This window comes from Cryptosporangium minutisporangium, assembly GCF_039536245.1.
In the GTDB taxonomy this organism is placed as follows: Bacteria; Actinomycetota; Actinomycetes; order Mycobacteriales; family Cryptosporangiaceae; genus Cryptosporangium; species Cryptosporangium minutisporangium.
Genome location: NZ_BAAAYN010000023.1, coordinates 270,242 through 293,364, shown reverse-complemented (window position 1 = coordinate 293,364; position 23,123 = coordinate 270,242). Strand labels below are relative to the sequence as shown.

Below are 23,123 nucleotides of genomic sequence, written 5' to 3'. Positions count from 1 at the left end.
CCTCACGCACCCGTGAAGTTCGGGTCGCGGCGTTCCAGGAAGGCCTGGATGCCTTCTTTCATGTCCTCGGTGGTGTACGCGATGTGCTGGGCCCGTGCCTCGTCCTCGAGGGCCTGCTCGAAGCTTCCTTCGGCATCCAGCAGGCGTTTGATGAGGCTCAATGCGGTGGTCGGCCCGGTCGCGAGCCGTCGGCCCCACTCCTGCGCGGCCTTGGCCAGATCGTCGGCCGGAACGACGTCGTTGACCAATCCCCACTGCTCCGCCTGCTGGGCGTCGAGGAAGTCTCCGAAGAACGCCAGCTGCTTCGCCCGTCGGAGCCCGATCTGGCGGGGGAGCGTCCACGACGTCCCGCCGTCGAGCGCGAGCCCTCGTTTGACGAAGACCTCCGCGAAGCGGGCCCGGTCGGAGCAGACGATCAGGTCGCAGGCGAGAGCGAGCCCCAGGGCGACTCCGATCGCCACGCCGTCGACCGCGGCGACCGTGGGTTTCGGCAGTCGCTGGAGGCGGTGGACGATCTCCCCGGCCGCGCGCATCTCGTGCACGATCGCCTGGGTCGGCCGTCCGGTCAGCCCCGTGCCGCTGGGACTCCCGCCGAGGTCGGCGCCTGCGGAGAAGTGCCCCCCGGACCCGGTGAGGATCAGCGCGCGGTCGGCCGGGTCGTACATCACTTCGGTCAGGACACCGTCCAGCGCGTTCCACATGGACGCGTTGATCGCGTTCTTCTTCGCCGGCCGGTTGAACGTGACCGTGACCAGGCCGTCGGAACGTTCCACGAGGAGGTCACTCATGCGTGGACTCCCAGGTTCTGGAAGAAGAACTGCTCGGCGTTGCCGTAGAGGTAGTTGTCCATGACCTCGGGCGGCAGGTCGAGCTTCGTCGCCTCGCCGACCGTGCGGGTGATAGAGAGCACCGGGGCGTCGGACGCGAAGATGACCTTGTTCTTGCCGCGGGTGCGCATGAAGTGCAGCAGGCTCTCCGGCAGGTACTTCGGTGCCCAGGCCGAGGTCATCAGGCGCAGGTTGGGGTACTTGCCGAGCAGCCGGATCGCGGTGTCCCACCACGGGTCGGCGCCGTGGATCATGCAGAGCTTGAGCTCGGGGAACCGGACGCAGACCCGGTCGAGGTAGATCGGGTTCTGCGCCTCGCCGGGGATCGGGGGGCCCGGCAGGCCGGTGTTCATGCAGAGCGGCAGTTCCAGCTCGGCGCACTTCGTGTACAGCGGGAAGTACACCGCGTTGTCCGGCGCGTACATTCCGTCGCCCCAGAACGCGGGGCCGACATTGGCGGAGGTGACCGGGTAGTCCGCGACCATCGACTGCAGCGTGCGCAGCGTCGGCATCGGTTTGAGCAGGTCGAATCCACCCAGCGCGAGGGAGAATCGGTCCGGGTGGGCGTCGACGAACTTGTACGGCGAACCACCCGGCTTGCGGACGTCGGCGGTCAGGACGGCCCGCTCGACACCGTTGGCGTCCATCTCGTCGAGGACGGCGGACATGTCCCAGGGGTCGAAGATGGAGTCGGCCCGCTTGAAGTACTCGTTCTTGACGCGGTGCATGTACTCGGCCTGCTGCTCGTCACCGAAGTGGACGTTGATGAGGCAGTCGTGGACCCGCGGCATCAGTAGGCCAGGCCGAGCAAGTCGAGGGCGTTGGTGCGCATGATCTGGTCCTTCTCCGCCTCGTTGAAGGCGTGCAGCTCCTTGACGAAGTCGGTCGGCGTCTCGAGACCCTCGCCGTGCGGCCAGTCCGAGCCGAACAGCACCTTGTCGACGCCGATGACGTCGGCGAGCTTGCGGATGTCCTCCTCGTAGTAGGGCGTCACCCACAGGTGCTTGCGGATCGTGTCGGCCGGGTCCTCGTGGAACACGTGCGGGCTCTGGTTGGCCTGCTTGCGCAGCCGCTTGATCAGCAGGTGGACGAAGTCCGAGCCGTTCTCGATGCTGGCGATCTTCAGCGTCGGGTGCCGGTGCAGAACGCCGCCCATGATGACGCTGGCGAGGGTGTCGTGAATGGCGCGGTCGGAGACGAGGACGCTGGACAGCGGGTTGTGGTTCCGGAAGGGCACGAACCGCTCGGGACCGCCCCAGGCGGCGGCTAAGGAGTTGTAGCCACTGTCGCTGAGGTGGAAGGCGACCACGATGCCGGCCTCGGCCAGCTTCGCCCACACCTTGTCGTACTCCGGCGCACCGAAGGGCTTGGAGCGGCCGTACCCGGCCGGGATCGGGGCCGGTCGCACGTAGACGACGCGGGTACCCCGCTCGATGAGCCAGTCGAGCTCGGTGACCGCCGCGTCGGGGTCGGCGAACGAGAGCATCGGGGCGGAGAAGATCCGGCCCTGGTACGCGAAGCCCCAGTCCTCGTCCAGCCAGCGGTTGAACGCACTGGCGCTGGCCATCAGCGCGGGGATGTCCTTCTTCAGAGCCTCTTCGACCCCGCAGGCGAGCGTCGGCAGCATGAGCACGCCGGACAGGCCCTGCTCCTCGATCATCCCCAGTCGCACGCCGTGGTCGCGGTAGGCGGGGCTCAACGGCTCGACCTTCATCAGGTCGCGCGGGCTCACACCCTCCGGGATCTGGCCGCGGAAGAGCAGGTCCTGGCAGCCGGGAACGATGACGGGGTCGAACGTCGGGTTCGGGACGAACTCGAACAGCTCGCTACCGGCCAGCAACTCGGTGCGCTTGCCGCGCTGGATCACGCGGATCCCGCGGTCCTTGTACTTCGGGTCCAGGTGGCGGGTGAATGCGTCCAGCGTCTCGTAGTAGTGGTTGTCGCTGTCGAACGGGCGGTCGTAGACCACCGTGCTGGTCGTCTGCTCCGAAGCCGTCAACGTCATGGGAACCCCTCCGTGGATCGGCGACCCTCGCCCCGTGCGGACCACCGTTGCGGTTGCCGAAACGGTAAGACACAATCTGTTCAAGTGTCCAGCAGTGGCGCCGACGATCTCGGCGGATGAGGCGAGGGGCTCGGATGACCGACCGAGCCGGATCGAGCGGCGATGTGATTCCGCTGCGCAGAGGGGCCGGTGGTGGCGTGATACTGGACGGGGCGGTCCGCGATCGACTGCTCGACGCGACCGATCGGCTCGTGCAGCAGATCGGTTCCGGGAAGACGAGCATGGCGGACGTCGCACGAGGGGCGGGGGTCTCGCGCGGGACCCTCTACCGCTACTTCGAGTCGAGAGAAGTCCTGCTCGACGCGTTGTCGAACCGTGGCGCGGACCGGTTCTTCGCCGAGGCGGCGGCCCTGATGGAGCCGCAGCCGACGCTCTCCGCCCGGCTCGGCGCACTGTCTGAACTCATGGTGCGGGCGATCCATCCGGATGTCGACGATCCGGAAGCCAATCGGGTGGCCATGGTCCGCATGCTCGGCACCCAGGGCGCGCACGCGCTGGTGCGGACGGCGCGGCTTCTCCGCCCGTTCCTGGAGAGCGCGCGCCGGAACGGCGAGGTGCGGTCCGATCTCGACGTCGCCGATGCCAGCGAGTGGCTGGCCCGAATCATCCTGTCCTTCACGGTGTTCCAGGCGTCGATCGCGTACACGGCGGACGATCCGGCGTCGGTTGCCTCGTTCGTGCAGCGGTACGCGATCGACGGCTTGACGTAGGGCCGGTCAGGTCTCGTGCTGCATCAGGTCGATCACGGTCTTCGCTCGCTGGGCCAGCATCACGCGGCCGACCACCTTCATGTGCTCGGCCCAGTGGGATTCGGCGGCGGTCGCGTCGCCGTCCTCGATCAGCGCGGCGAGTCGTGCCTGGGCGCGGAGGCCTTTCAGCCGGACGACGCTCCGATCGATGCCTTCTTCGCCGGTGCCGGAATCGGGGCTGGGTTGGCTGACCGTCGCTACGGCTCTGGCGACGATCTCGTTGAGCATTTCGGCGACGATGCCGAGCGTCTGATTACCGGCCATCTCGACGAGGCGGGCGTGGAACTGCGAGTTGGCGAGCCCGAACGCTGCCGGGTCGCTCACGGCCTCGAGTTGCTCGGAGATCAGCCGCCGCAGCTCCGCGGCGGCCTCACGGTGAGAAGGCGACGCTGCCACCGTCCGCGCAGCGATCGGCTCGAGCAGCCTCCGGGCCTCCCAGACGTCGGAGAGGGGCACGTTCCGCGCCTGGAGAACCAGGGCTGCGGTGCGCGCGGTCATCCGGTGGTCGGGGCGATGGGCGACGACCCCGCCGGTGGCACCCCGTTTGACCGAGATCAGACCTTCGGCCTCGAGGGTGCGCAGGGCTTCACGCAGCGAGGGCCGGGAAACGCCGAACCGCTCGACGAGGTCGGGCTCGCGTCCGAGCGACTCGCCTTCCGCCAGCTCGCCCCGCAGGATGAGCGCGCGGATCTCGTCCGCGATCTGCAGCGGCTTCTCCCGTGCCGGGGCGCTGCGCCCGTTCTCGCTCCGCCGTGCCGCGGCAGCCATGCCGGCCCCTTCCTCCGTCCGCTGCTCCGGAGCGAACGTCATCCGTCGGACCTCGATGTGGGATGCCGATACCTCTGGATCTTTGTGGCGAAGTCTAAAGCAGCGTCATTGGGGTCCGCCGTGCGGGCTCGACGGCTGCGGGGCGGGCACGTCGAAGTGGGCGTCCCGCAGTTCGAACGCGCGGCGGGTGCCGTGCTCGGCGCGGGTCTTCACGAAGTTGAACTCGTCCTCTTCGAACTGCAGGTTGGTGCCGAATGCATGGAACAGATAGCTGGCCACCTCTTCGCCCTGGTAGCCCTGCAACTGTTCGACGAGCCGGAACGCCTCTTTCGCGATCACCAAGCCGTCGGCGGGCATCCGCGCGATCTTCCGGGCCCACCAGTCGGCCCGGGGCGCGACGTCGGCCGCGTTCACGACCTCGGTGAAGATCGACAAGTGAGCCAACTCGCCGGCCGGGATGACGTCGCCGGTCAGCAGCAGGCGTCGGGCCAGCGTCGGTCCGAGTCGGTAGAAGAACATGTGCAGCGATCCCAGTGCGGGGCCCAGGAAACGCGTCGCGGGCATGCCGATCTTGGTGTCTTCGGCGATCACCGAGATGTCGGCCATCAGTGCCAGTTCGAATCCGCCGCCGAGGGCGAACCCCCGGACCTCGGCGATCGTCACCTTCGGGTAGCCCATGAAGTCGTGGTAGAAGCTGAACGACTTCCGATCGACGGTCAACCGCCGCCGCTGACTCGGGCGACGCCGGCGCTCGGGCCCGCCCTCGCCGTACCAGCCGTAGGCATTGTTCATGTCCGCGCCGGTACTGAACGTGTCGCCGCTTCCGCGCAGAACGACGACCTTGATCGCGTCGTCGGCGGCGAGATCGTCGAGATGGCCGCCGAGCTGCTCGCGCATGCCGGGGTCGTAGGCGTTCCGCCGTTCGGGGTTGTCGATGGTGAGGCAAGCGATGCCCGCCTCGGTGTCGCGGTCGAGCTCTATCCGGCCTGCGTCCATCGGTGACCCCTTCGTTCGCGATCGTCGACGCCCACGGTGCCATACATCTAGATCTTTCGCGGATGCCTTGGTTAGCATCGCAGCTAGTGATCCGTCGTTTCGTGTAGTGCCACGAGGAGGGACGGCCGGATGGAGAACACTTCGACCGGCTTCGCCGTGAGCCGGGACGGTGGCGTGCTCCGCATCGACCTCGATCGGTCGGCGCGCAAGAACGCTCTCGACGCGGCGACGGTGTGCCGGCTGATCGAGGTGTTCACCGCTGCCGCGACCGATGACGATCTGCGTGTCGTCGTGCTCGGGAGCCGCGGCCCGGACTTCTGTTCCGGCGCCGACTGGGTGAGGACCAATCGCGGGGATCAGCCGCGACCTCGTACCGGCGCCGTGCAGCGGCGTACCGCGGTCGAGGCGCACCGGCTGGTCCAGCTGATCACCGAGGTCCAACTACCGGTCGTGTGCGCGGTCCGCGGGTACGCGGCCGGGCTGGGGTGCCAGCTAGCGCTGGCCGCTGACTTCACGGTCGCCGCCGAGGACAGTTGCTTCTGGGAGCCGTTCGTCCAGCGCGGGTTCAGCGCCGACGGCGGCGCGACCTGGCTACTGCCGCGCCTGGCCGGGGTCGCGCGGGCCAAGGACATGTTGCTGCTCGGGAGGAAGGTCACGGGCGCCGAGGCCGCCGCTTGGGGCATGATCCACCGGGCCGTGCCGGCTGCTGACGTCGAATCGGCCGCTGCGGACGTCGTCGAACGGCTCGCCGTGGGCCCCACGGTCGCGGTCGGCCTCACCAAACGCGCGATCCACCGTGGCCTCTCGCTCGGCCTGGGCGACGCGATGGAGTACGAGGCGACGGCGCTCGAACTGTCGTCCCGGACGACCGACTTCAAAGAAGGACTCGCGGCGTTCACCCAGCGCCGCCCGCCCCGCTTCACCGGACGGTAGGTGCCGATGCAGTTCGAGACGATCCAGTACGAGGTGGCCGATCGGGTCGCCACCCTCACGTTCAACCGACCCGACCAGCTCAACGCGGTGAACCCACTGATGGCCCGCGAGCTGCGGACCGCGTACGCGGCGGCCGAGGCCGACGAGAACGTGTGGACGATCATCGTCACCGGCACCGGGCGGGCGTTCTGCGCCGGCGCCGACGTGGGGCAGATCCCCGACGACGGGCGGGTGATCTACGACGAGCCGTACCTCTCCACGTACCCGCAGTGGGAAGCGCCCCAAGAGGCCACGCCACCGTTCCGGACGATGACCAAACCGGTGCTCGCGGCGGTCAACGGCCTGTGCTGCGGCGCCGGGCTGGATCTCGTCACGACCGGCGACATCGCGATCGCGTCGGAGCGGGCGGAGTTCTTCGACCCGCACGTGAGCATCGGCCTGGTGTCCGGACGCGAGTCGGTCCGGCTCGCACGGGTGCTTCCGCCGGGTATCGCGCTGCGGGTGGCCCTGATGGGAAAGCACGAGCGGCTGAGCGCCGAACGGGCCTACCAGTTCGGGCTGGTGTCCGAGGTCGTCCCGCACGATCAACTGATGGCCCGGGCCCGGGAGGTCGCCGAGTTGATCAACCGGAACGCGCCGCTGGCCGTGCGGGGCACCCGGCTCGCGATCCGTCGCGGGCTCGACCTTCCGCTGCACGACGCGGAGATCCTCGCCGAGGCCTACCGGGAGCGGGTGGTGCGCACCGAGGACGCTCGGGAGGGGCCACGCGCGTTCCTGGAGAAGCGCGCGCCGAGGTGGCAGTGCCGATGACGATCTCGTACCAAGTCACGCCGGATCACGTCGCCACGATCACGCTGAACCGGCCGGAGGTCCTGAACGCGTTCGACCGACAGATGTGCCACGACATCCGGGACGCCTGGCGACAAGTCAAAGCCGACCCGAACGTGCACGCAGTGGTGCTGCGGGCGGCGGGGGAGCGCGCGTTCTGCGCCGGGCTCGACGTCACGAAGCCCTACGGGCAGCCCGACGACGTCTGGAACCACGAGGACCCGGGCGAGTTGCTCAGCCCGAAGTGGCAGAAGGTCTGGAAGCCGGTGGTCTGCGCCGTGCAGGGACTCTGCACGGCCGGCGCGTTCTACTTCGTGAACGAGGCCGACGTGGTGATCTGCTCGACCGACGCCACGTTCTTCGACTCGCACGTCAGCGGCGGCCGGGTCAGCGCGGTGGAGCCGGTCGGTCTGATGCGCCGGATCGGGCTCGGCGAGACGCTGCGGATGGCGCTGCTCGGCAACGACGAGCGGGTGTCCGCCGCGACCGCGCTGCGGATCGGACTGGTGACCGAGGTGACCGAGCCGGACGCGCTGCACGGCCGCGCCCACGAGATCGCCGCGGCGATCGCGGAGAAGCCGACCGCAGCCACCCAGGGCACCGTGCGTGCGATCTGGGAATCGCTGGACCGGCCCTACCGGGCCGCGACCGAGCAGGCACTGATCTACACGCGGCTGGGCAACCCGGTCGGGATGGCGGCGGCGGATGCCGCGGCGCCGCGGCGGGGGTGGGTCCGATGAGCGGGCCCGGCAGCGGCCGTACCCTCGGCGAGCGCAGCGCCGCGGTGACCGCGCTGGACCCGGACCGACCGGCGATCGAGTTCCAGGGCCGCTGGTGGACGTGGGGCGAGCTCGGTGCGACCGCCGAGGCTGTCGCCGCACACGTGCCGGAGCCGGGAACCCGGGTCGCGGTGCTGCTGCGCAACAGCCCGGTCTCGGTGGCGTTCGTGCTCGGGGTGCTGCGCGCGGGTGGCTGCGTCGTGACGGTCAACCCACACCGGGGCGCCGAGCGGGTCCGCGCGGAGATCGCCGCGCTGCGACCCGCGCTCGTCGCCGGCGGTCCGGCCGACCTGGTGGGCCTCCCGGGAGCCGTGCTCGCGGCCGACGAGCTCGGCGCACCGGTCGAGGCACGCGGTACCGCCGCTGCGGCAGAGCCGCGGCCGGGCGTCGCGGTGCAGATGTTGACCAGCGGCACCACCGGACCGCCGAAGCGGGTCGACCTGTCCTACCGGATGCTGGAGCGGGTCTTCGCGGGCGCGAAGCACTACGAGGGTAATCGCGACTCCGCCGTCCGGCTGCGGTCGGGCATCGCGGTGGTCAACGCGCCGCTGGTCCACCTGGGCGGGCTGTTCCGGGTGCTGCAGTGCGTCGTCGACGGGCGGTCGTTCGCGCTGCTCGAACGTTTCACGGTCGAAGCCTGGGCGGACGCGGTCCGGCGACACCGTCCGGCGACGGTGAGCCTGGTCCCGGCCGCACTGCGGATGGTCCTCGACGCCGACCTGGACCCGTCCGACCTGCGGTCGGTCCGGTCGGTCGTGTGCGGCACGGCGCCGCTCTCCGCCGACGACGCCGACGCGTTCACCGGGAAGTACGGAGTCCCGGTGCTGGTCTCCTACGCCGCGACCGAGTTCGGCGGCGGCGTCGCCGGCTGGAACCTCGCCGACCACCAGCGGTACTGGTCGACGAAACGCGGCAGCGTCGGGCGGGCCCACGCGGGGTGCGCGCTGCGGGTGGTCTCCTCGGAGACCGGCGCCGTGCTACCGCCCGACCAGCCGGGCCTGCTGGAGGTGCGGGCCGCCCAGCTGGGCACCGGCGACGAGTGGATCCGGACCACCGACCTGGCCCGGATCGACGCCGACGGGTTCGTCTGGATCCTCGGCCGGGCCGACCAGGCGATCATCCGCGGCGGCTTCAAGATCCTGCCGGACGACGTCCGCGCGGTGTTGGAGCGGCACCCCGCGGTGCGAGCCGCCGCGGTCGTCGGCCTCCCCGACCGGCGGCTGGGTGCGGTGCCGGTGGCCGCCGTCGAGATCCGGGCTCCCGTCACCGCCGACGACCTGGCCGCGCACGTCTCGACCCAGCTGGCCCCGTACGAGCGGCCGGTGGAGATCCGGATCGTCGACGCGTTACCCCGCACCCCGTCGGCCAAGGTCGATCTCGGCGCCGTGCGGGCGTTGCTGGGTGGTGGGCGGTGACGTTCGGCCCTCCGCTCACGCTCCCGGCGTTGCTCCGGGAACGGGCCGGTCGCTACGGCTCGCGGCCTTTTCTCGTCTGCGACGACGACCGGTTGACCTACGCCGACGCCGACCGCTGGTCCGGCTTGCTCGCCCGCGGTCTGCTCGCGATCGGGGCGGGTAAGGGCACCCACGTCGGTGTGCTGCAGCCGAACGGCGGCGATTTTGTCGTCGGGTGGCTGGCGGCGGCCCGGATCGGGGCGGTGACCGTGCCGGTGAGCACGTTCTCGACCAGCGTCGAACTGCGGAGACTCCTGCGCGACGCCGACGTCGAGGTACTGCTGAGCGCGCGGTCGTATCGTTCGCACGACTACCTGGCGACGGTCGCCGCAGCAGTGCCCGAACTCGACCTCGCCACCGGCGGCCCGACCCTCGCGGCCTCGGTACCGGCCCTGCGGCACGTGTTCGTCCACACCGACGACGGGATTCCTCCACCCCGGACGGCCGCCGCGTTGCTCGCCTCGGGTGACGCGGTGTCGCGGTCCGTGCTGCGCGCCGCCGAAAACGCCGTCGACCCCGGGGACCGGCTGGTGATCGTGCACACGTCGGGCTCGACCAGCGCGCCGAAGGGCGTCATCCACACCCACGGCGCGCTGCTCCAGCACCTGGCGAACCTGAACACGATTCGCCGCTACACCGACGACGAGGTGCTGTTCTCCAACTCGCCGTTCTTCTGGATCGGCGGCTTCGCGTACGCGCTGCTCGGAACCCTGCTGGCCGGCGGGACGCTGGTCTGCTCCAACGCGTCCGACGCCGCCGGAGTACTGGACGTCCTGGAGCGCGAACGCCCCACCATGGTCAACGGCTACGCGCAGTCGGTCGCGCACCTGGCGCAAGACCCGACGTTCGCACGGAGGAATCTGACGTCGATCCGGCGCGGAAACCTGTACCCGATCATGCCGGCCGAGGTCCGGCCGGCCGATCCGCAGCTGCGGCACCAGATGCTGGGGATGACCGAGACCGGCAGCGTCTGCCTGGTCGACCCGGACGAGAGCGACCAGCCCGAACGGCGGCGGGGCTCGTTCGGGCGGCCCGCGCCGGGGTTCGGGGCCCGAATCGTCGACCCGGAGGAGGGGACGGACTGCGGCCCTGGAGCGGTCGGCGAGCTCTGGTTGCGCGGTCCCTTCCTGATGGAGGGCTACTACGGACGCGAGCGGCACGAGGTGTTCGACGCGGACGGCTGGTTCCGCACCGGCGATCTGTTCCTCGTCGACGAGGAGGGTTTCTACTACTTCCGCGGCCGCGGCGGTGACGTCATCAAGACGTCCGGCGCCAACGTGTCCCCAGTTGAGGTCGAGCAGGTGATCCGCGAGGTCGCCGGGCTGACCGCGCACGTCGTGGGCCTGGAGGACCCCGACCGCGGGCAGATCGTGGCGGCCGCGATCCGCGTCCCGCCGGGCGAGGGCATCGACGCCGAAGACTTGCGGCGACGGTTGGCCGATCACCTCTCGACCTACAAGATTCCCCACCGCATCGTGCTGTTCGCCGAGGGCGAGGTACCGATCATGTCCAGCGGAAAGTTGGACGTCCCGGCGCTCAAGGAGCGGCTTCGTGCCGGCGGATGACCTGACCGTGCCGACGCTGCTCGCCACCCACCGGCGGCACGCGGGGGACCGGGACGCGGTCGTGGACGACGACCGGACGATCACCTATGCCGACCTCCACCGCGACAGCCGTGCCCTGGCCGCGAGGCTGGTGCACGCCGGTATGGGGACGAGCAGCCGGGTCGGACTGCTGCTCCCGAACAGCGTCGACTGGGTGGTCACCGCGCTGGCGGTCACCCGGACCGGTGCGGTTCTCGTTCCACTCAGCACGCTGCTTCGGCCGCCAGAGCTGCTCGCGCAGCTCCGGTCCGCCTCGGTGACGCACCTGATCGCCGCGCCGCGCTTCCGCGGTCGGACTTACCTCGAGGAGCTGGACGCGGAGGTGCCCGGTCTCGGCGGGGTGGCCGAGGACCGGCGGAGTGCAGCGGTGCCGTCGCTCCGCCGAGTGTGGACACCGGACAGTGTGCCCGGCGAGGCGGCGCCGCCGGCGCTGGTCGACGCTCTCGAAGCCGGCGTCCGGCCCGCTGATGACCTGGTGGTTCTCTTCACCTCCGGCAGCCGCGGCCGGCCGAAGGGCGTCATCCACACCCACGGGAGCGCGCTCCGGGCTGTCGGTGCGGGGCTCGAGGCCCGCTGCGTCGGCGCCGACGACCGGCTGTACCTGCCGATGCCGTTCTTCTGGACCGGCGGTTTCGGTGCCGGGATTCTCTCCGCGCTGGTCGCCGGCGCCACGTTGGTGACCGAGGCGGAACCGGAGCCGGGGCGGACGCTCCGGTTCCTCGAACGAAGCGGTGTCACGCTCTTCCGGGGCTGGCCGGACCAGGCGCAACGCCTGGCTGCGCACCCGGACTTCCGGGCGACCGACCTGTCGCGGTTGCGCCCGGCGAGCCTGCCGGCGCTGCTCCCGGACGACCGGCGTCCGCCCCCGGGCGCGCGGGCCGCGCTGCTCGGCATGACCGAAACGATGGGCCCGTACTCCGGCGCGCGGCTCGACGAGGATCTGCCCGACGGCAAGGCCGGGAGTTGCGGGCGCCCGTTCGCCGGGATCGAGGCGCGGATCGTCGCGCCCGGGACCGAAACCGAGGTCGACGCCGGTACGGAGGGGGAGATCCGCGTCCGCGGCCGCGCCGTGATGCGCGGTATCTGTGGCCGGACACGCCCCGAGCTGTTTGATCGCGACGGGTTTTACCCCACCGGCGACCTCGGCGTCCTCGATGCCGACGGTTACCTCTGGTATCGCGGACGGCTCGACGACATGTTCAAGGTCAGCGGCGCCACCGTGTACCCGATCGAGGTGGAACAGGCCCTACGTGGGCTCGCCGGCGTTTCCGAGGCCTCTGTCACCGACTCCGTCGACGATCAGGGCATCTGCCGTGTCGCCGCGATGGTCGTGGTGGAGCACTCGGTCGACGTGGCGACGCTGGCCGACGGCGCGCGGCAGCGGCTGTCCGCCTTCAAGGTGCCGACGCGCTGGGTCATCGTGGACGATCCAGGCCGGGTGCCGCGGCTGGCCAGCGGAAAGGTCGACGTGGCGGCGCTCCGTCGCCTCGTTCGGACCGACGGCCTCACCGCGTGAACAGCCGCGGACGGTGGTCTACCGACCGCCGTCCGCGGTCAGCTCGCGCTTGACGACCTTGCCCATCGCGTTGCGCGGTATTGCGTCGGCGAGCCGGAAGTCCTCCGGCCACTTGTACCGAGCCAGGCCTGCGCGTCGGCAGTGCTCCACCACGTCGGCCAGGGACACGTCGATACCGGGCACCGTGACGACGACCGCGCGGACCCGTTCACCGGTGCGTGCGTCCGGAACGCCGATCACCGCGGCGTCGGCCACTCCGGGGCACCGCAGCACGACCTCCTCGACCTCCGAAGCGGAGATGTTCTCGGCGTTGCGGAGGATCACGTCCTTGCGGCGGCCACTGATCCGGACCCGGCCGTCGCCGTCCACGACACCGAGGTCGCCGGTTCGCACCCAGCCGTCATCGTCAAAGGCCTCGGCGTCGAGGGACGCGTCGACGTAGCCGAGGAACTTCTGTGGGCCGTTCAGACGCAGCTCCCCGCCGACGACGCGGACCTCGACGCCGTGGGCGGGCCGTCCGACGCTGCACCCGACGCCGTCGTCCGCGGGTGTTTCGCTGGTCGCGACCGGGAACTCGGTCAGTCCCCACGAACCGGCCACGCCCGGCACGCCGAGCACGTCGGCGACCTGCTGGTTGATGGCTTCCGGAGTCGGTGCGCCGCCGCCCACGCAGGCCCGTAACTCCGGGAAGAGCGGCCGGTCGCCGTGGCGTCGTTGGGCGGCCACATAGGCCTGGAAGAACGGCGTGGCCGAGCCGAGGATCGTCGGCCGGTGCGCCGCCATCCGGTCCGGCGTCGTCGGTGGGTCGAACGTGTCGAACAGAACGAGGCGAGCACCGGTCCGTAACGCTGCTCCGAGCATCGCCACGCCGCCGATGTGCGCGATCGGCCAGGCGATCGGGTAGACGTCGTCCGCGCGCAGGCCCAACTGGTCGACGACACCGTTCGACGCGGCGAGCGCCGACCGGTCGGTGTGCCGCGCGCCCTTCGGCTCGGCGGTGGTCCCCGACGAGTAGTAGATCCACCGGCAGGCCGTCGACGGCCCTGAGGGTGCGGGAAGCGGGTCGGTGATGTCACCGGGCAGCCGGATCGCGGCGCCGGGCGGACCGTCCAGCGCCACCGGGAGGACGTCGCGCCCCAGCGTCCTGGCCATGTCGCCGTGGTCGAAGCCGTTCCAGGCCTCGGGTATGACGACGAGCCGGGACCGCACCTGGTCGACGATGAACGTCACTTCCCGGGCACGGAAGTTCGGAATGATCGGGTTCTGCACCGCGCCGAGACGTGCGCACGCGGCCATGAGCACGGCCGCTTCGAGCGTCGTCGGTAGTTGCCACGACACCACGTCTCCGGTCGTGACGCCGCGAGCATGCAGCCCGGCCGCCACCCGCTCCGCCTCGGTGCGGAAGGCCACGGTGGTCAGGGAACGACCGTGGTCGTCGGAGAGCATCACGGCGGCGGGCCGCCACTGGGCGGACTCCTCGACGAGATCCCAGAACGCTGCGACTGTGGTCGGCATAGAGGGATTCTCATACATCTAGAGGTTATAACGCTAGTCCACGTCAGGAGCGCAAGATCGCCTCTGGTGTGGCGGGCAAGCATCTATAGATTTCGGTGTGTTTCCCGTCTTACGTCGGCTCCCGCTGGAGCACGAGGTAGGGTTTCCGCGCGGTCGTCATGCCGAACGTGTGCATCGCGTGCTCACCCGGCTCGACGACGAGACGTGTTCCCTCGCCCGGAGGCACGTTCACCTCGAGTGGGTGGCTGCCTTGAAGTCGATCAACGCCTGCATCGTGCAGGAACCGCGCGGTGACGGCGTCAGGGTCCCTCGACCGTGACTCGGCGACGCGCCGACGACTTATCGTGGTAGTGACCGGCCTCATGACAACGATGAGTCGTCGTCACGCCGGGCGGGCAACGCGCGGACGCAGATCAGTGCGTTCGGCCGGGGCGGCGCGGTGTCCGGTTGCGGTCGGCGGCTCCGACGTCCCCTGCGACAGCGCTCTCGCGGAGAGAGCCGATCGTGGAGAGGTTGAACCATGAAGTACCTGATCATGATGTACAGCTCCCAGCGCGACCACGACCTGATGGCAGGACGAGCCGCCGACGGCCCGGCGTTGACGCCGGAGGACTTCGCGCCGATGCACGAGTTCATGGAGTCCTTCACGAAGGAGCTGGTCGACTCCGGTGAGTTCGTCGACACCCAGGGCCTCGACGCGCCGGTCCACACCAGGCGCGTGCAGGTGCGGGACGGCGTACCGGTGGTGACCGACGGCCCGTACGCCGAGACGCAGGAGGTACTGGCCGGTTACTGGGTCGTCGACTGCGCGAGCTTCGACCGGGCCACCCAGATCGCTGCCCGGCTGTCGGCCTGCCCCAGCCCCGGTGACGTCTTCGCCGACAGCTACGCCGATGTCCGGCCGATCCTCGACCACGCGCCAGAGCCGGAGCTCTGACCAGCTCTGTCGATGTCCGGCCCGTCCGCCGTCGAGGACCTGTTGCGCGAACTGGCGCCGCAGGTCCTCGCCGCGGTCGTCCGGCGGTACGGCCACTTCGACGTCGCCGAGGACGCGACCCAGGAAGCGCTGCTCGCCGCCGCGCTCCAGTGGCCACGCGACGGGCTTCCAACCGATCCGCGCGCCTGGCTGATCCGCGTCGCGGCTCGCCGCCTGACCGACCTGCTCCGCAGCGATCAGGCGCGGCAGCGCCGGGAAGGCACGGTGGCGAGCCGGTCCCTGCCCGGCGACTGGCTTGCGCCGGCTGCCGACCAGGTCGCCCCGGCCTCCGACGACACACTCATCCTGCTGTTCTTGGCGTGTCACCCGTCGCTGCCGGTGGCCTCGCAGATCGCGCTGACGCTCCGCACGGTCGGCGGCCTGACCACGGCCGAGATCGCCCGCGCGTTCCTGGTGCCGGAGGCGACGATGACCCGCCGCATCACCCGGGCCAAGCAGCGCATCAAGGACAGCGGCGTGCCGTTCGCGCTTCCGTCGGCCGCCGACCGGAACGCCCGCCTCGGCGCGGTCCTGCACGTGCTCTACCTCGTCTTCACCGAGGGTTACGCCACCACGGCGGGGCCGTCCCTGCAGCGGGTCGACCTGACCGAGGAGGCGATCCGGCTCACCCGGATGGTGCACGCCCTGCTGCCTGCGGACAGCGAGGTCAGCGGTCTGCTCGCGTTGATGCTTCTTACCGACGCGCGGCGCGCGGCGCGGACCGGGCCGGACGGCGCGCTGGTTCCGATGTCCGAGCAAGACCGGACGCGGTGGGACGCTCAACGCATCGCCGAGGGGATCGAGCTGCTCACCGCGGCGCTGCCCCGCGGGGCGACCGGCGCGTACCAGGTGCAGGCGGCGATCGCGGCGCTGCACGACGAGGCGCCGACCGCCGAGGAGACCGACTGGCCGCAGATCCTCGCGCTCTACGAGGTGCTGCTGCGGATCGCCGACAACCCCGTCGTCCGGATCAACCACACGGTTGCGGTCGCGATGGTGCACGGGCCGGACGCCGGCCTACGGCTACTCGACGAACTGGCGGACGACGGGTGGCTCGCCGCCGATTACCGGGTTCCCGCGGTGCGGGCGCATCTTCTCGAGCGTGCCGGCGACGCGGCGGGAGCGCGCGCGGCGTACGAGGAAGCGGCCGGCCGGACCGGCAGCCCGCCTCAGGCCCGGTACCTCCGCGCCCGCGCGGCACGCCTTCCGGGCTCAGCGGCCTGCCCTCCGGACTGAAAGGGCTGCCCTCTCCGAAGAGCATCCCTCCGCCGGGCAGCGAGCCGTCCGGATCGCGGACGCCGCTCCGACGTCCCGGATACGAGGCGCCACCGCGGCGCCGGAATCCCGGAGGAGTTCGCGAATGTCCGCTCTGCGCCCCACCCCCGTCCGCCCGAGAGTCCGAGCGCTCGACGCCGGTCTCGCCGCCGGACCGCTGTTTCTCGTCGTTTGGGCCGCTCAGGCGTTCACCCGGAGCGGGTTCGAGCCGGATCGCCACCCGCTGAGCCTGCTGGCGCTCGGCGCTCTCGGCTGGATCCAGATCGCGAACTTCGTCGTCACGGGCACTTTGCTCATCGCGGCGGGAGCAGGGCTGTGGCGAACACTCGGGCCCGGGCGGAGCGTCGGCTGGGGCAGTGCACTTATCGCCGGCTTCGGCGTCGGCATGATCGTCGCCGGGGTGTTCGTCACCGATCCGGGTGCCGGTTTCCCGGCCGGGGCACCGGCCGGGGCGCCCGAGCGTTTCACCTGGCACGGCGCCCTGCACGAGATCGGATTCGTGGTCGCCTCCCTCTGCTGGACCGCCGCCGCGGTTCTCTTCCTGGTCCGCTTCCTGCGCCGTCGCCGGTGGGTCGCGAGCGCGGCGACCGCGGTGACGTTCTCGGCAGTGCTCACGCTCGCGGCCTGGCCGGACCTGGACGGGCTGAGCGTCCGGCTCGTCGTCGCGACCGCTCTGCAGTTCGCGTTCGTGGCGGCGCTGACCGTGGACGCGCGTCAATTCGCCCGTTACCCAAGCGCTTGAGGCCGGTCACCGGGCCGCGGGGTAGCCAGGAATCTGCCGACGCTGCGTCGCACTCGCTGCCCAGTGTCCGACGTCCAGAACCGCCGCTAACCCGACCCAGAACCACCCCCAGCCCGTCAGGCCGACGCCCGGGGCGTAGAGGATGACGTACATCAGGGTGGCGAACGGCAGGAAGAGGATTCCGAGCAGGGGCAAGATCCAGGTGTCGAAGGCCGCGTTGACCAACGCCGGGCGGACGAGCCAGACGATGAACAAGCCCAGCCGGGGGAAGGTCCCTGCGAACAATGCGAACAGACAGCCCATGGCCGTCCTCCTCTCGGGGCTCCGGCCCCTGATGGTCGCGGCCGGGTCGGGCGCGCGCTTCATCCCCGAGGGGTGGCTGGTCAGTGTGCGTCGGCCGGAACGAGGGCTGGCAGACACGCTCTCGCTCTGTCCATCACCAATCCGCGCTTACTTGCGGCGGATCGTGTAGTGCAGGACGAGGAACGGCAAGCCGTACAGCGAAAACGCATGCTCGGCGCGTAGCTCGCCGTCCGTCGTGTAGACGTCGAGTTGCTCGGCGAAGCCGGGAACGCTCAGCGTGGTGAGCTCGCGGGTGCCGGGGTCGATGTAGGTCAGGTAGTGGCCGGGGTGGGCGAGCGGGCTGTGGCTGGTCAAACGGAGCCCGCCGTCCGGGCGGGGTTGGGGCAGCAGGGTGGCGGTGAAGCTGCCCTGCGGCACCGGGAAGCCGACGCTCACATAGCCGCGTCCCTCGTGCCGGTACGTGGTGTAGATGCCTACGTAGATGGGCTCGTCGGTGTCGGCGAACGAGCGAATCCATCCCCGAACACCGATCAGGTCGGTGCCGTCCGGCGTGATCGTGTCGATGCGGCTGTGCACTCCTCGTACGATCTCGCGCTGGTTCATCGGCACGTTGGCCTGGCCCACCGGACGCGCCACGAGCGTGCGGTAGAGCAGGTAGCCCGGCCGCACCCAGAGCCGCCACTCGGGCACGATGTCGAGCCGGAACCGGGTGGTGTGCTCGTAGAACTCGCGGACCAGCGGCTGGACGCCCGCGGGGTCGAACTGCGGACCGGCCACGTCATCGAGAGAGGCCACGATCCCCACGTCGGGGGCGTCGGCCTCGTACTTACCGCCGATCACGTCGGCGAGCTCGCGCACGTAGTTGGTGCCGACGTAGCGCGCACGGGCTTCGAGCGGCACGACGAACGGCAACTCCTCGGCCTGCACGCCTTCGGCCAGCAGGCTTACCTGGGCGTCGCGGAACAGCAGAGCGGACAACACGCGGAAACCGACCACCGCGGTGGCCGCCACCGCACCGGGTTCCTTGCCGCCGGCCACCCGCCAGGCAGCTCCTACGGCAGCACCCGCCACCGGGCCGAGCGCCACCTTCTGCGGCCGCAACCCGAGCGCGCCCGCCATCGCGCCGGCCGTCGTACCCACCGCCACCGGCCCGGCGTTGGTGAGTCGCCCACCGAGCCAGCCCACCGGCGCCGCCAGCGCACCGCTCATCAGGACCCGCGACCACCACGCAGGAATCTCACCGGGCCGCTGCCGGGCGCGCGCCACCGCTTCGATCGCGGCAAGCGCCACCGCCCCAGCTACCGCCGCGCGCCCCTTCCGGCGTGGCGTCACCGAAGCGCCGGCCAACGCTCCCACCGCTGCGGCGAAGACCAACCCGCCGACACGTTCGCGACTTCCTGCAGGTCGGCTGGGTCCGGTCGCCGTCATGGGCGCACGCTAGCGCACCCTCCCCGGCCTGCTGCCGGCCGCATACGGCCACCAAGAACGGCGGCGCGCTCTCGGATCTCCCCGTTCGATCCGCGGCCCGGCCGGGAGTTCCCGGCCGGGCCGCCAATCGTGTTTCAGTCCAGCAGTTCGGTGACCGTGCCGGCGGCGACCGTGCGATTGCCCTCACGGACGGCGAAGCCCAAGCCGACCTCGAGCGCGACCGGCTTGCTCAGGTCCACCACGACCGAGTCGAGAGTGTCCCCCGGCATCACGATCTCCACCCCGTCCAGCTCCAGCCCGCCCGACACGTCGGTCGTGTGGAAGTAGAACTGGGGCCGGTAGTTGGCCTCGAACGGCGTGTGGCGGCCGCCCTCGGCGTAGGTCAGTGCGTACAGCGTAGCCCGGAACCGCTGGTGCGGCGTCACGCTGCCGGGCACCGCGACCACCTGGCCACGCTGCACCTGCTCGCGCTTGACCCCACGGAGCAGGACCGCGGCGTTGTCGCCGGCCTGTGCCGCGTCGAGGGACTTGCCGAACATCTCCAGGCCCGTGGCGACGCTCGCCACCGTCGGCCCGAGGCCGACGACCTCGACCGGGTCGCCGACGCGCAGCGTGCCGCGCTCGACCTTGCCGGTGACGACGGTGCCCCGGCCGCTGATCGACAAGACATTCTCGATCGGCATCAGGAACGGCTCGCCGAGTTCGCGCGGCGGCACCGGTACGTAGTCGTCGACCGCGTCGAGCAGGTCGGCTATGGACTGCACCCAGCGCGGGTCGCCGTCCAGCGCCTTGAGCGCGCTGACCGGAACCACCGGCACCTCGTCACCGGGGAATCCGTACGTCGACAGCAGCTCGCGGACCTCCAGTTCGACCAGGTCGAGCAGCTCGGGGTCGTCGACGGTGTCGCTCTTGTTGAGCGCCACCACCAGGTACGGCACGCCGACCCGCCGGGCGAGCAGCACGTGCTCGCGGGTCTGCGGCATCGACCCGTCCTGCGCCGACACGACGAGAATGGCGCCGTCCACCTGCGCCGCCCCCGTGATCATGTTCTTCACGTAGTCGGCGTGGCCGGGCATGTCCACGTGCGCGTAGTGGCGCGTCGGCGTCTCGTACTCGACGTGCGCGATGGTGATGGTGATCCCGCGGGCAGCCTCCTCCGGCGCCTTGTCGATGCCCTCGAACGCGACGTACCGGTTGGCGGCCGGGTCGCGGTCGGCGAGCACCTTCGTGATGGCGGCGGTCAGGGTCGTCTTGCCGTGGTCGACGTGCCCCATCGTCCCGATGTTGACGTGCGGCTTGTTACGGACGAACTGGCTCTTGGCCATGATTTCCTCACTGGTTGTAAGGCATTCTCGACGGTGAACCGCGGCTTCCGCCGCGTCAGAACCCACGCAGGGGACAGCGACCCTTCCCCGGGGTTCTGCTGCCAGTGGGGAAGGGTCAGCTTCGGGTATCGACGCCGCTGACCCAGAACGCGCGCACGGGAGCCACCGACGAGGGCAGCTGCAGACCGAACGCGAACATGAGGATCACGGTAGTCGGAAACACCACACGACCCGATTCAATTTCCGGTGCGGTCGACCGACCCCGTGACCAGCGCGGGCACCATGCCCCAAGTGATCGTCGGCGCTGATCAGCTCGTCCGGCGCTCACCTCAACTCCGACGATGCGGCGCCGACGTAGCGAGGGCCCCGTCCGACGATCAACGTAGGCGCAACGCCCTCGTTGGTACATGCCGCCCTGGAGTCCGCGTGATCACCAATAACCGTCTTTCTGTCAAGGACCTGCTCATCGACGATGGGTTCGCGCCCGAATGGGTGTCCACGTACGCGGCCATCGTCAGCCGGATTTACTACCACGACGTGATGAAGGGCGTCGGAATGCGCAAGGACGCGCAGGGCGCGGTCTACGGGCAGTCCCATGCTTCCGGACTGCTCCAGGTAGCACGGGGACTGAGAGACAACCCCAATGGCGTCGCACGCGCCCAGTCGGAGAAGGCGGCGTGCCAGAACGACAAATGCGCGATGTGGATGACTGTGCACGGTGGGCCGTGCGATTGACCAACGGCTGCGTACTGGAGGCGCTGCCGGATGTACGTCGACGAGCCACGCGGTGATCCGTCCGTGGCCGGTGATCAGCTCGGTGGCGACCTGGCGGTGCTGGCCACGGCCGAGCACGGCGTCGGCCGCTCTCAAGCGGGCTGCTTCTCGCGGGGCCGCACCGTGTCCGGGTTGGACCGGCGGTGGCCGCGCGAGCGCGCGGCGACAACGAGCAGCCACACCATCAGGATCACCTCACCGACGAACGTCACCGCGGCGACCTGCACTGGATATGGGGCCGAGTACAGCGCGCCGATCGAGTCGGCGAGGTAGCCCGCCCCGGCGATCGCGACGAGTACCGCCAACCAGGTCGGCACGGTGCGGGACCGCCATGCCAGCCACCCGATTATCAGCAGGTGGACGCCGAACACGGTCAGGCCCAGGCTCCAGATCTCCTCGAATTCCGTGACCCGTGCGTACACCCTGGAGCTGAGCTGGTCGGTCGCCGCAGCGTCGCGCAGGAGACCGGCGGCGGCGATCAGGTGGGTGATCGCCACCGCGAAGACGACCGCGTACACGGTGCGACACCAGGCCGACAGCTGTGCGACGGCGCGGTGGGTGTCGTCGAAGAACGCCCGCAGCGCCCAGGCGACCAAGACGTCGAGGCAAGCGACCGCGAGCAGGGCCACGACGGCGAGGACGAACGCCCGTTGGTTCGACAGCAGCCGGGTCGTCGTCTCGGTGGCGTCAGTGGAGACCAGCCGATCCACGACGCCGAAGTTGGCGAGCCCGGCGAGTACCACCATGAGTAGGAGGCCTGCCCCGGCGGCCAGTGCCGCGCGCTGTGCCCGGGCGTCGCCGGGGCCGGCGGCCGCCGAGCTCGACGCCTCGTCGGGAACGGTGCCCGGCGGAACAGCGCCAGACGGCGCGAAGCCGCGAGCGAGCAACAGCAGACCGAAGGCGAACTCGAACAGGCCTCCCGGGATCGCGAGCACCAGCCCGACCGAGACTCCCATCAGCTCGGCCACCGCGCCCGTCGCGAACAGCGCGTATCCGGCGAAGCCCCAGATCGCCAGCCAGTTCGGTACCCAGCGCTGCCGCTTGAGGGCCAGACAGAACGGCAGGCTGCCCAGCGACAACGACAGCATGGCCGCCTGATAGGCGATATCGGCAGCACCGTCACCGACCGAGTCCAGCAGCACCATGCCGGCGGTGAGCAAGAACGCTTCCGCGCCGCGCGCGACTAGGTACGTCCAGGCGATCGCCGGATGCGCTCGGCTCAACGCCCCGAAGGCCAGGACGCCGATCGCGGTCACCATCGCGGAGTTGAGCACCACCAGCGCCGACCCGACGAGCTGCCCGGCCAGAGCGCTGCCGAGGCCGTAGGCGACGAACGCCGACAAGAACAAGGCGCCGGCAAATCGCCCGCGCGTGCGGAGGGACATCATGCCTCCCGGCGTTCGTACTAAGTAAGGGGTACTAAGTACGATAGGCATAATGCGGTGGCGGGTCAACGCAGCGTCGAGGAGATGGGAACCGAACGGTGGGCGAACAAGGGCGGCAGCTGAGTCGCGAGCGAGTGCTGCAGGCCGCCGTCGGCATCGCCGATGCGCACGGCCTGGCGGCGCTGACGATCCGGTCGCTCGCCGCCGAACTGAACGCCAAGCCGATGTCGCTCTACTACTACATCCGCAACAAGGACGAGTTGCTCGACGCCCTCGTCGACGGGGTGTTCGCCGAGATCGAACTGCCGCAGGTGGGCGGCGACTGGCGCGCGGAGGTGCGCCGCCGGTCGCTGTCAGCCCGGAAGGTCCTCGCGCGGCACGCCTGGGCGCTGGCCCTGGTGGAGAGCCGGACCAGTCCGGGCCCGGCCACGCTGCGCCATCACGACGCCATGCTCGGCGTGCTGCGAGCCGGGGGGTTCTCCCTGGAGATGACGGCCCACGCGTACGCAATCGTCGACGCGTACGTCTACGGCTTCGTGCTGCAGGAGGCGTCGCTGCCGTTCGACCGCGCAGGGTCCGCCGGTGCGGTCGCGGATTCGATCATGGAAGCCTTCGCGGCGGGGGAGTACCCGCATCTGGTCGAGTTCGCCACGCAGCACGTCCAGCAGCCCGGCTACGACTTCGGCGGGCAGTTCGAGGTCGGCCTCGATCTGATCCTCGACGGGCTGGCGGTGCACAGCGGCGCTCCGCGTCCGTCGTGAACCGTTCCGCGGCCCGGCTGTCCTCTGCCTGAGCCGACCGGGTGAACGTGGATTGTGAGCCACCGCACTGCGCAGTCCTCGGTGGACAAATAACCGCAGCTGAATCCAGCCCCGATTGGG

The 23,123-nt window shown here is 70.3% G+C and carries 23 protein-coding genes; 12 read left to right on the top strand and 11 right to left on the bottom strand.

The window, feature by feature from the left end; translation table 11 throughout:
• Positions 1–2: 2 nt before the first annotated feature.
• The 3 genes from ABEB28_RS18045 to ABEB28_RS18035 are packed head-to-tail and all read right to left on the bottom strand — an operon-like array spanning position 3 to position 2,832.
• Positions 3–788 carry an enoyl-CoA hydratase/isomerase family protein gene (locus ABEB28_RS18045; RefSeq protein ID WP_345729284.1) on the bottom strand — a complete coding sequence of 262 codons (786 nt, stop codon included), beginning with the start codon at positions 786–788 and terminating at the stop codon, positions 3–5.
• Positions 785–1,618 carry an amidohydrolase family protein gene (locus ABEB28_RS18040; protein WP_345729283.1) on the bottom strand — a complete coding sequence of 278 codons (834 nt, stop codon included), beginning with the start codon at positions 1,616–1,618 and terminating at the stop codon, positions 785–787. The genes ABEB28_RS18045 and ABEB28_RS18040 overlap by 4 nt, the downstream gene beginning before the upstream one ends.
• A complete protein-coding gene (locus ABEB28_RS18035; RefSeq protein ID WP_345729282.1) occupies positions 1,618–2,832 on the bottom strand; it encodes an amidohydrolase family protein in 1,215 nt (404 codons plus the stop codon). The genes ABEB28_RS18040 and ABEB28_RS18035 overlap by 1 nt, the downstream gene beginning before the upstream one ends.
• Positions 2,833–2,966: 134 nt before the next feature.
• On the opposite strand from ABEB28_RS18035, the gene ABEB28_RS18030 reads away from it, so the two are divergent.
• Positions 2,967–3,602 (top strand): TetR/AcrR family transcriptional regulator, encoded by a 636-nt coding sequence (locus ABEB28_RS18030; RefSeq protein ID WP_345729281.1) that lies wholly within the window; start codon positions 2,967–2,969, stop codon positions 3,600–3,602.
• Positions 3,603–3,608: 6 nt separating this feature from the next.
• Here the strand turns inward: ABEB28_RS18030 and ABEB28_RS18025 are convergent, their stop codons facing one another.
• Positions 3,609–4,409 (bottom strand): FadR/GntR family transcriptional regulator, encoded by an 801-nt coding sequence (locus tag ABEB28_RS18025; RefSeq protein WP_345729470.1) that lies wholly within the window; start codon positions 4,407–4,409, stop codon positions 3,609–3,611.
• 105 nt (positions 4,410–4,514) lie between these two features.
• Complete coding sequence (locus ABEB28_RS18020; protein WP_345729280.1) at positions 4,515–5,405, bottom strand: enoyl-CoA hydratase/isomerase family protein; 891 nt, start codon at positions 5,403–5,405, stop codon at positions 4,515–4,517.
• Positions 5,406–5,534: 129 nt separating this feature from the next.
• Between ABEB28_RS18020 and ABEB28_RS18015 the strand changes: the two genes are divergently transcribed.
• From ABEB28_RS18015 to ABEB28_RS17990, 6 genes are read left to right on the top strand one after another with little or no spacing between them, the layout of a single operon-like run.
• Positions 5,535–6,338 (top strand): enoyl-CoA hydratase-related protein, encoded by an 804-nt coding sequence (locus tag ABEB28_RS18015; protein ID WP_345729279.1) that lies wholly within the window; start codon positions 5,535–5,537, stop codon positions 6,336–6,338.
• A 6-nt stretch (positions 6,339–6,344) separates the two neighbouring features.
• Positions 6,345–7,148 carry an enoyl-CoA hydratase/isomerase family protein gene (locus tag ABEB28_RS18010; protein ID WP_376980238.1) on the top strand — a complete coding sequence of 268 codons (804 nt, stop codon included), beginning with the start codon at positions 6,345–6,347 and terminating at the stop codon, positions 7,146–7,148.
• The gene (locus ABEB28_RS18005; protein WP_345729277.1) at positions 7,145–7,906 is read left to right on the top strand and encodes an enoyl-CoA hydratase/isomerase family protein; all 762 of its coding nucleotides are present in this window, start codon (positions 7,145–7,147) and stop codon (positions 7,904–7,906) included. Before ABEB28_RS18010 ends, ABEB28_RS18005 begins: the two co-directional genes overlap by 4 nt.
• A complete protein-coding gene (locus tag ABEB28_RS18000) occupies positions 7,903–9,360 on the top strand; it encodes a class I adenylate-forming enzyme family protein (RefSeq protein WP_345729276.1) in 1,458 nt (485 codons plus the stop codon). The genes ABEB28_RS18005 and ABEB28_RS18000 overlap by 4 nt, the downstream gene beginning before the upstream one ends.
• Entirely contained in the window at positions 9,357–10,964 is a 1,608-nt protein-coding gene (locus tag ABEB28_RS17995) for a class I adenylate-forming enzyme family protein (protein WP_345729275.1), read from the top strand. The genes ABEB28_RS18000 and ABEB28_RS17995 overlap by 4 nt, the downstream gene beginning before the upstream one ends.
• Positions 10,951–12,519, top strand: a complete 1,569-nt coding sequence (locus ABEB28_RS17990) for a class I adenylate-forming enzyme family protein (protein ID WP_345729274.1) — start codon at positions 10,951–10,953, stop codon at positions 12,517–12,519. Before ABEB28_RS17995 ends, ABEB28_RS17990 begins: the two co-directional genes overlap by 14 nt.
• 18 nt (positions 12,520–12,537) lie before the next feature.
• On the opposite strand, the gene ABEB28_RS17985 is transcribed toward ABEB28_RS17990, so the two are convergent.
• Both ABEB28_RS17985 and ABEB28_RS17980 read right to left on the bottom strand, forming a co-directional pair.
• Entirely contained in the window at positions 12,538–14,034 is a 1,497-nt protein-coding gene (locus tag ABEB28_RS17985; protein ID WP_345729273.1) for a class I adenylate-forming enzyme family protein, read from the bottom strand.
• A 109-nt stretch (positions 14,035–14,143) separates the two neighbouring features.
• Positions 14,144–14,266, bottom strand: a complete 123-nt coding sequence (locus tag ABEB28_RS17980) for a ubiquitin family protein (protein ID WP_345729272.1) — start codon at positions 14,264–14,266, stop codon at positions 14,144–14,146.
• Between the two features lie 288 nt (positions 14,267–14,554).
• On the opposite strand from ABEB28_RS17980, the gene ABEB28_RS17975 reads away from it, so the two are divergent.
• The 3 genes from ABEB28_RS17975 to ABEB28_RS17965 all read left to right on the top strand — a co-directional run bounded on the left by ABEB28_RS17975 (position 14,555) and on the right by ABEB28_RS17965 (position 17,027).
• On the top strand, positions 14,555–14,971 hold the full coding sequence (locus ABEB28_RS17975; RefSeq protein WP_345729271.1) for a YciI family protein: 417 nt from the start codon (positions 14,555–14,557) through the stop codon (positions 14,969–14,971).
• Between the two features lie 12 nt (positions 14,972–14,983).
• The gene (locus ABEB28_RS17970; protein WP_345729270.1) at positions 14,984–16,246 is read left to right on the top strand and encodes an RNA polymerase sigma factor; all 1,263 of its coding nucleotides are present in this window, start codon (positions 14,984–14,986) and stop codon (positions 16,244–16,246) included.
• 124 nt (positions 16,247–16,370) lie between these two features.
• Positions 16,371–17,027, top strand: coding sequence for a DUF998 domain-containing protein (locus tag ABEB28_RS17965; protein ID WP_345729269.1), 657 nt, complete (start codon positions 16,371–16,373; stop codon positions 17,025–17,027).
• Positions 17,028–17,033: 6 nt separating this feature from the next.
• On the opposite strand, the gene ABEB28_RS17960 is transcribed toward ABEB28_RS17965, so the two are convergent.
• The 3 genes from ABEB28_RS17960 to tuf form a co-directional block, all read right to left on the bottom strand.
• Positions 17,034–17,330, bottom strand: coding sequence for a hypothetical protein (locus ABEB28_RS17960; protein WP_345729268.1), 297 nt, complete (start codon positions 17,328–17,330; stop codon positions 17,034–17,036).
• 147 nt (positions 17,331–17,477) lie between these two features.
• Complete coding sequence (locus ABEB28_RS17955) at positions 17,478–18,758, bottom strand: hypothetical protein (protein WP_345729267.1); 1,281 nt, start codon at positions 18,756–18,758, stop codon at positions 17,478–17,480.
• 134 nt (positions 18,759–18,892) lie between these two features.
• Entirely contained in the window at positions 18,893–20,083 is a 1,191-nt protein-coding gene (gene tuf, locus ABEB28_RS17950) for an elongation factor Tu (RefSeq protein WP_345729266.1), read from the bottom strand.
• Between the two features lie 426 nt (positions 20,084–20,509).
• On the opposite strand from tuf, the gene ABEB28_RS17945 reads away from it, so the two are divergent.
• Positions 20,510–20,818, top strand: coding sequence for a hypothetical protein (locus tag ABEB28_RS17945; protein WP_345729265.1), 309 nt, complete (start codon positions 20,510–20,512; stop codon positions 20,816–20,818).
• Between the two features lie 131 nt (positions 20,819–20,949).
• Here ABEB28_RS17945 and ABEB28_RS17940 read toward each other — a convergent pair whose 3' ends face one another.
• Positions 20,950–22,242, bottom strand: a complete 1,293-nt coding sequence (locus ABEB28_RS17940; RefSeq protein ID WP_345729264.1) for a DUF4386 domain-containing protein — start codon at positions 22,240–22,242, stop codon at positions 20,950–20,952.
• A 98-nt stretch (positions 22,243–22,340) separates the two neighbouring features.
• Here ABEB28_RS17940 and ABEB28_RS17935 point away from each other — a divergent pair, with 98 nt between their 5' ends.
• Entirely contained in the window at positions 22,341–23,003 is a 663-nt protein-coding gene (locus ABEB28_RS17935; RefSeq protein WP_345729263.1) for a TetR/AcrR family transcriptional regulator, read from the top strand.
• Positions 23,004–23,123: the final 120 nt, after the last annotated feature.

What these genes read in the sequence shown, in the direction of transcription:
- ABEB28_RS17965 (WP_345729269.1), top strand. Translation starts at nt 16,371, where the DNA reads ATGTCCGCTCTGCGCCCCACCCCCGTCCGCCCGAGAGTCCGAGCGCTC.
- ABEB28_RS18020 (WP_345729280.1), bottom strand. Translation starts at nt 5,405, where the DNA reads ATGGACGCAGGCCGGATAGAGCTCGACCGCGACACCGAGGCGGGCATC.
- ABEB28_RS18005 (WP_345729277.1), top strand. Translation starts at nt 7,145, where the DNA reads ATGACGATCTCGTACCAAGTCACGCCGGATCACGTCGCCACGATCACG.
- ABEB28_RS17985 (WP_345729273.1), bottom strand. Translation starts at nt 14,034, where the DNA reads ATGCCGACCACAGTCGCAGCGTTCTGGGATCTCGTCGAGGAGTCCGCC.
- ABEB28_RS17970 (WP_345729270.1), top strand. Translation starts at nt 14,984, where the DNA reads ATGTCCGGCCCGTCCGCCGTCGAGGACCTGTTGCGCGAACTGGCGCCG.
- ABEB28_RS18025 (WP_345729470.1), bottom strand. Translation starts at nt 4,409, where the DNA reads ATGGCTGCCGCGGCACGGCGGAGCGAGAACGGGCGCAGCGCCCCGGCA.
- ABEB28_RS17975 (WP_345729271.1), top strand. Translation starts at nt 14,555, where the DNA reads ATGAAGTACCTGATCATGATGTACAGCTCCCAGCGCGACCACGACCTG.
- ABEB28_RS17940 (WP_345729264.1), bottom strand. Translation starts at nt 22,242, where the DNA reads ATGTCCCTCCGCACGCGCGGGCGATTTGCCGGCGCCTTGTTCTTGTCG.
- ABEB28_RS18030 (WP_345729281.1), top strand. Translation starts at nt 2,967, where the DNA reads ATGACCGACCGAGCCGGATCGAGCGGCGATGTGATTCCGCTGCGCAGA.
- tuf (WP_345729266.1), bottom strand. Translation starts at nt 20,083, where the DNA reads ATGGCCAAGAGCCAGTTCGTCCGTAACAAGCCGCACGTCAACATCGGG.
- ABEB28_RS18035 (WP_345729282.1), bottom strand. Translation starts at nt 2,832, where the DNA reads ATGACGTTGACGGCTTCGGAGCAGACGACCAGCACGGTGGTCTACGAC.
- ABEB28_RS17955 (WP_345729267.1), bottom strand. Translation starts at nt 18,758, where the DNA reads ATGACGGCGACCGGACCCAGCCGACCTGCAGGAAGTCGCGAACGTGTC.
- ABEB28_RS17960 (WP_345729268.1), bottom strand. Translation starts at nt 17,330, where the DNA reads ATGGGCTGTCTGTTCGCATTGTTCGCAGGGACCTTCCCCCGGCTGGGC.
- ABEB28_RS18000 (WP_345729276.1), top strand. Translation starts at nt 7,903, where the DNA reads ATGAGCGGGCCCGGCAGCGGCCGTACCCTCGGCGAGCGCAGCGCCGCG.
- ABEB28_RS18045 (WP_345729284.1), bottom strand. Translation starts at nt 788, where the DNA reads ATGAGTGACCTCCTCGTGGAACGTTCCGACGGCCTGGTCACGGTCACG.
- ABEB28_RS18015 (WP_345729279.1), top strand. Translation starts at nt 5,535, where the DNA reads ATGGAGAACACTTCGACCGGCTTCGCCGTGAGCCGGGACGGTGGCGTG.
- ABEB28_RS18010 (WP_376980238.1), top strand. Translation starts at nt 6,345, where the DNA reads ATGCAGTTCGAGACGATCCAGTACGAGGTGGCCGATCGGGTCGCCACC.
- ABEB28_RS18040 (WP_345729283.1), bottom strand. Translation starts at nt 1,618, where the DNA reads ATGCCGCGGGTCCACGACTGCCTCATCAACGTCCACTTCGGTGACGAG.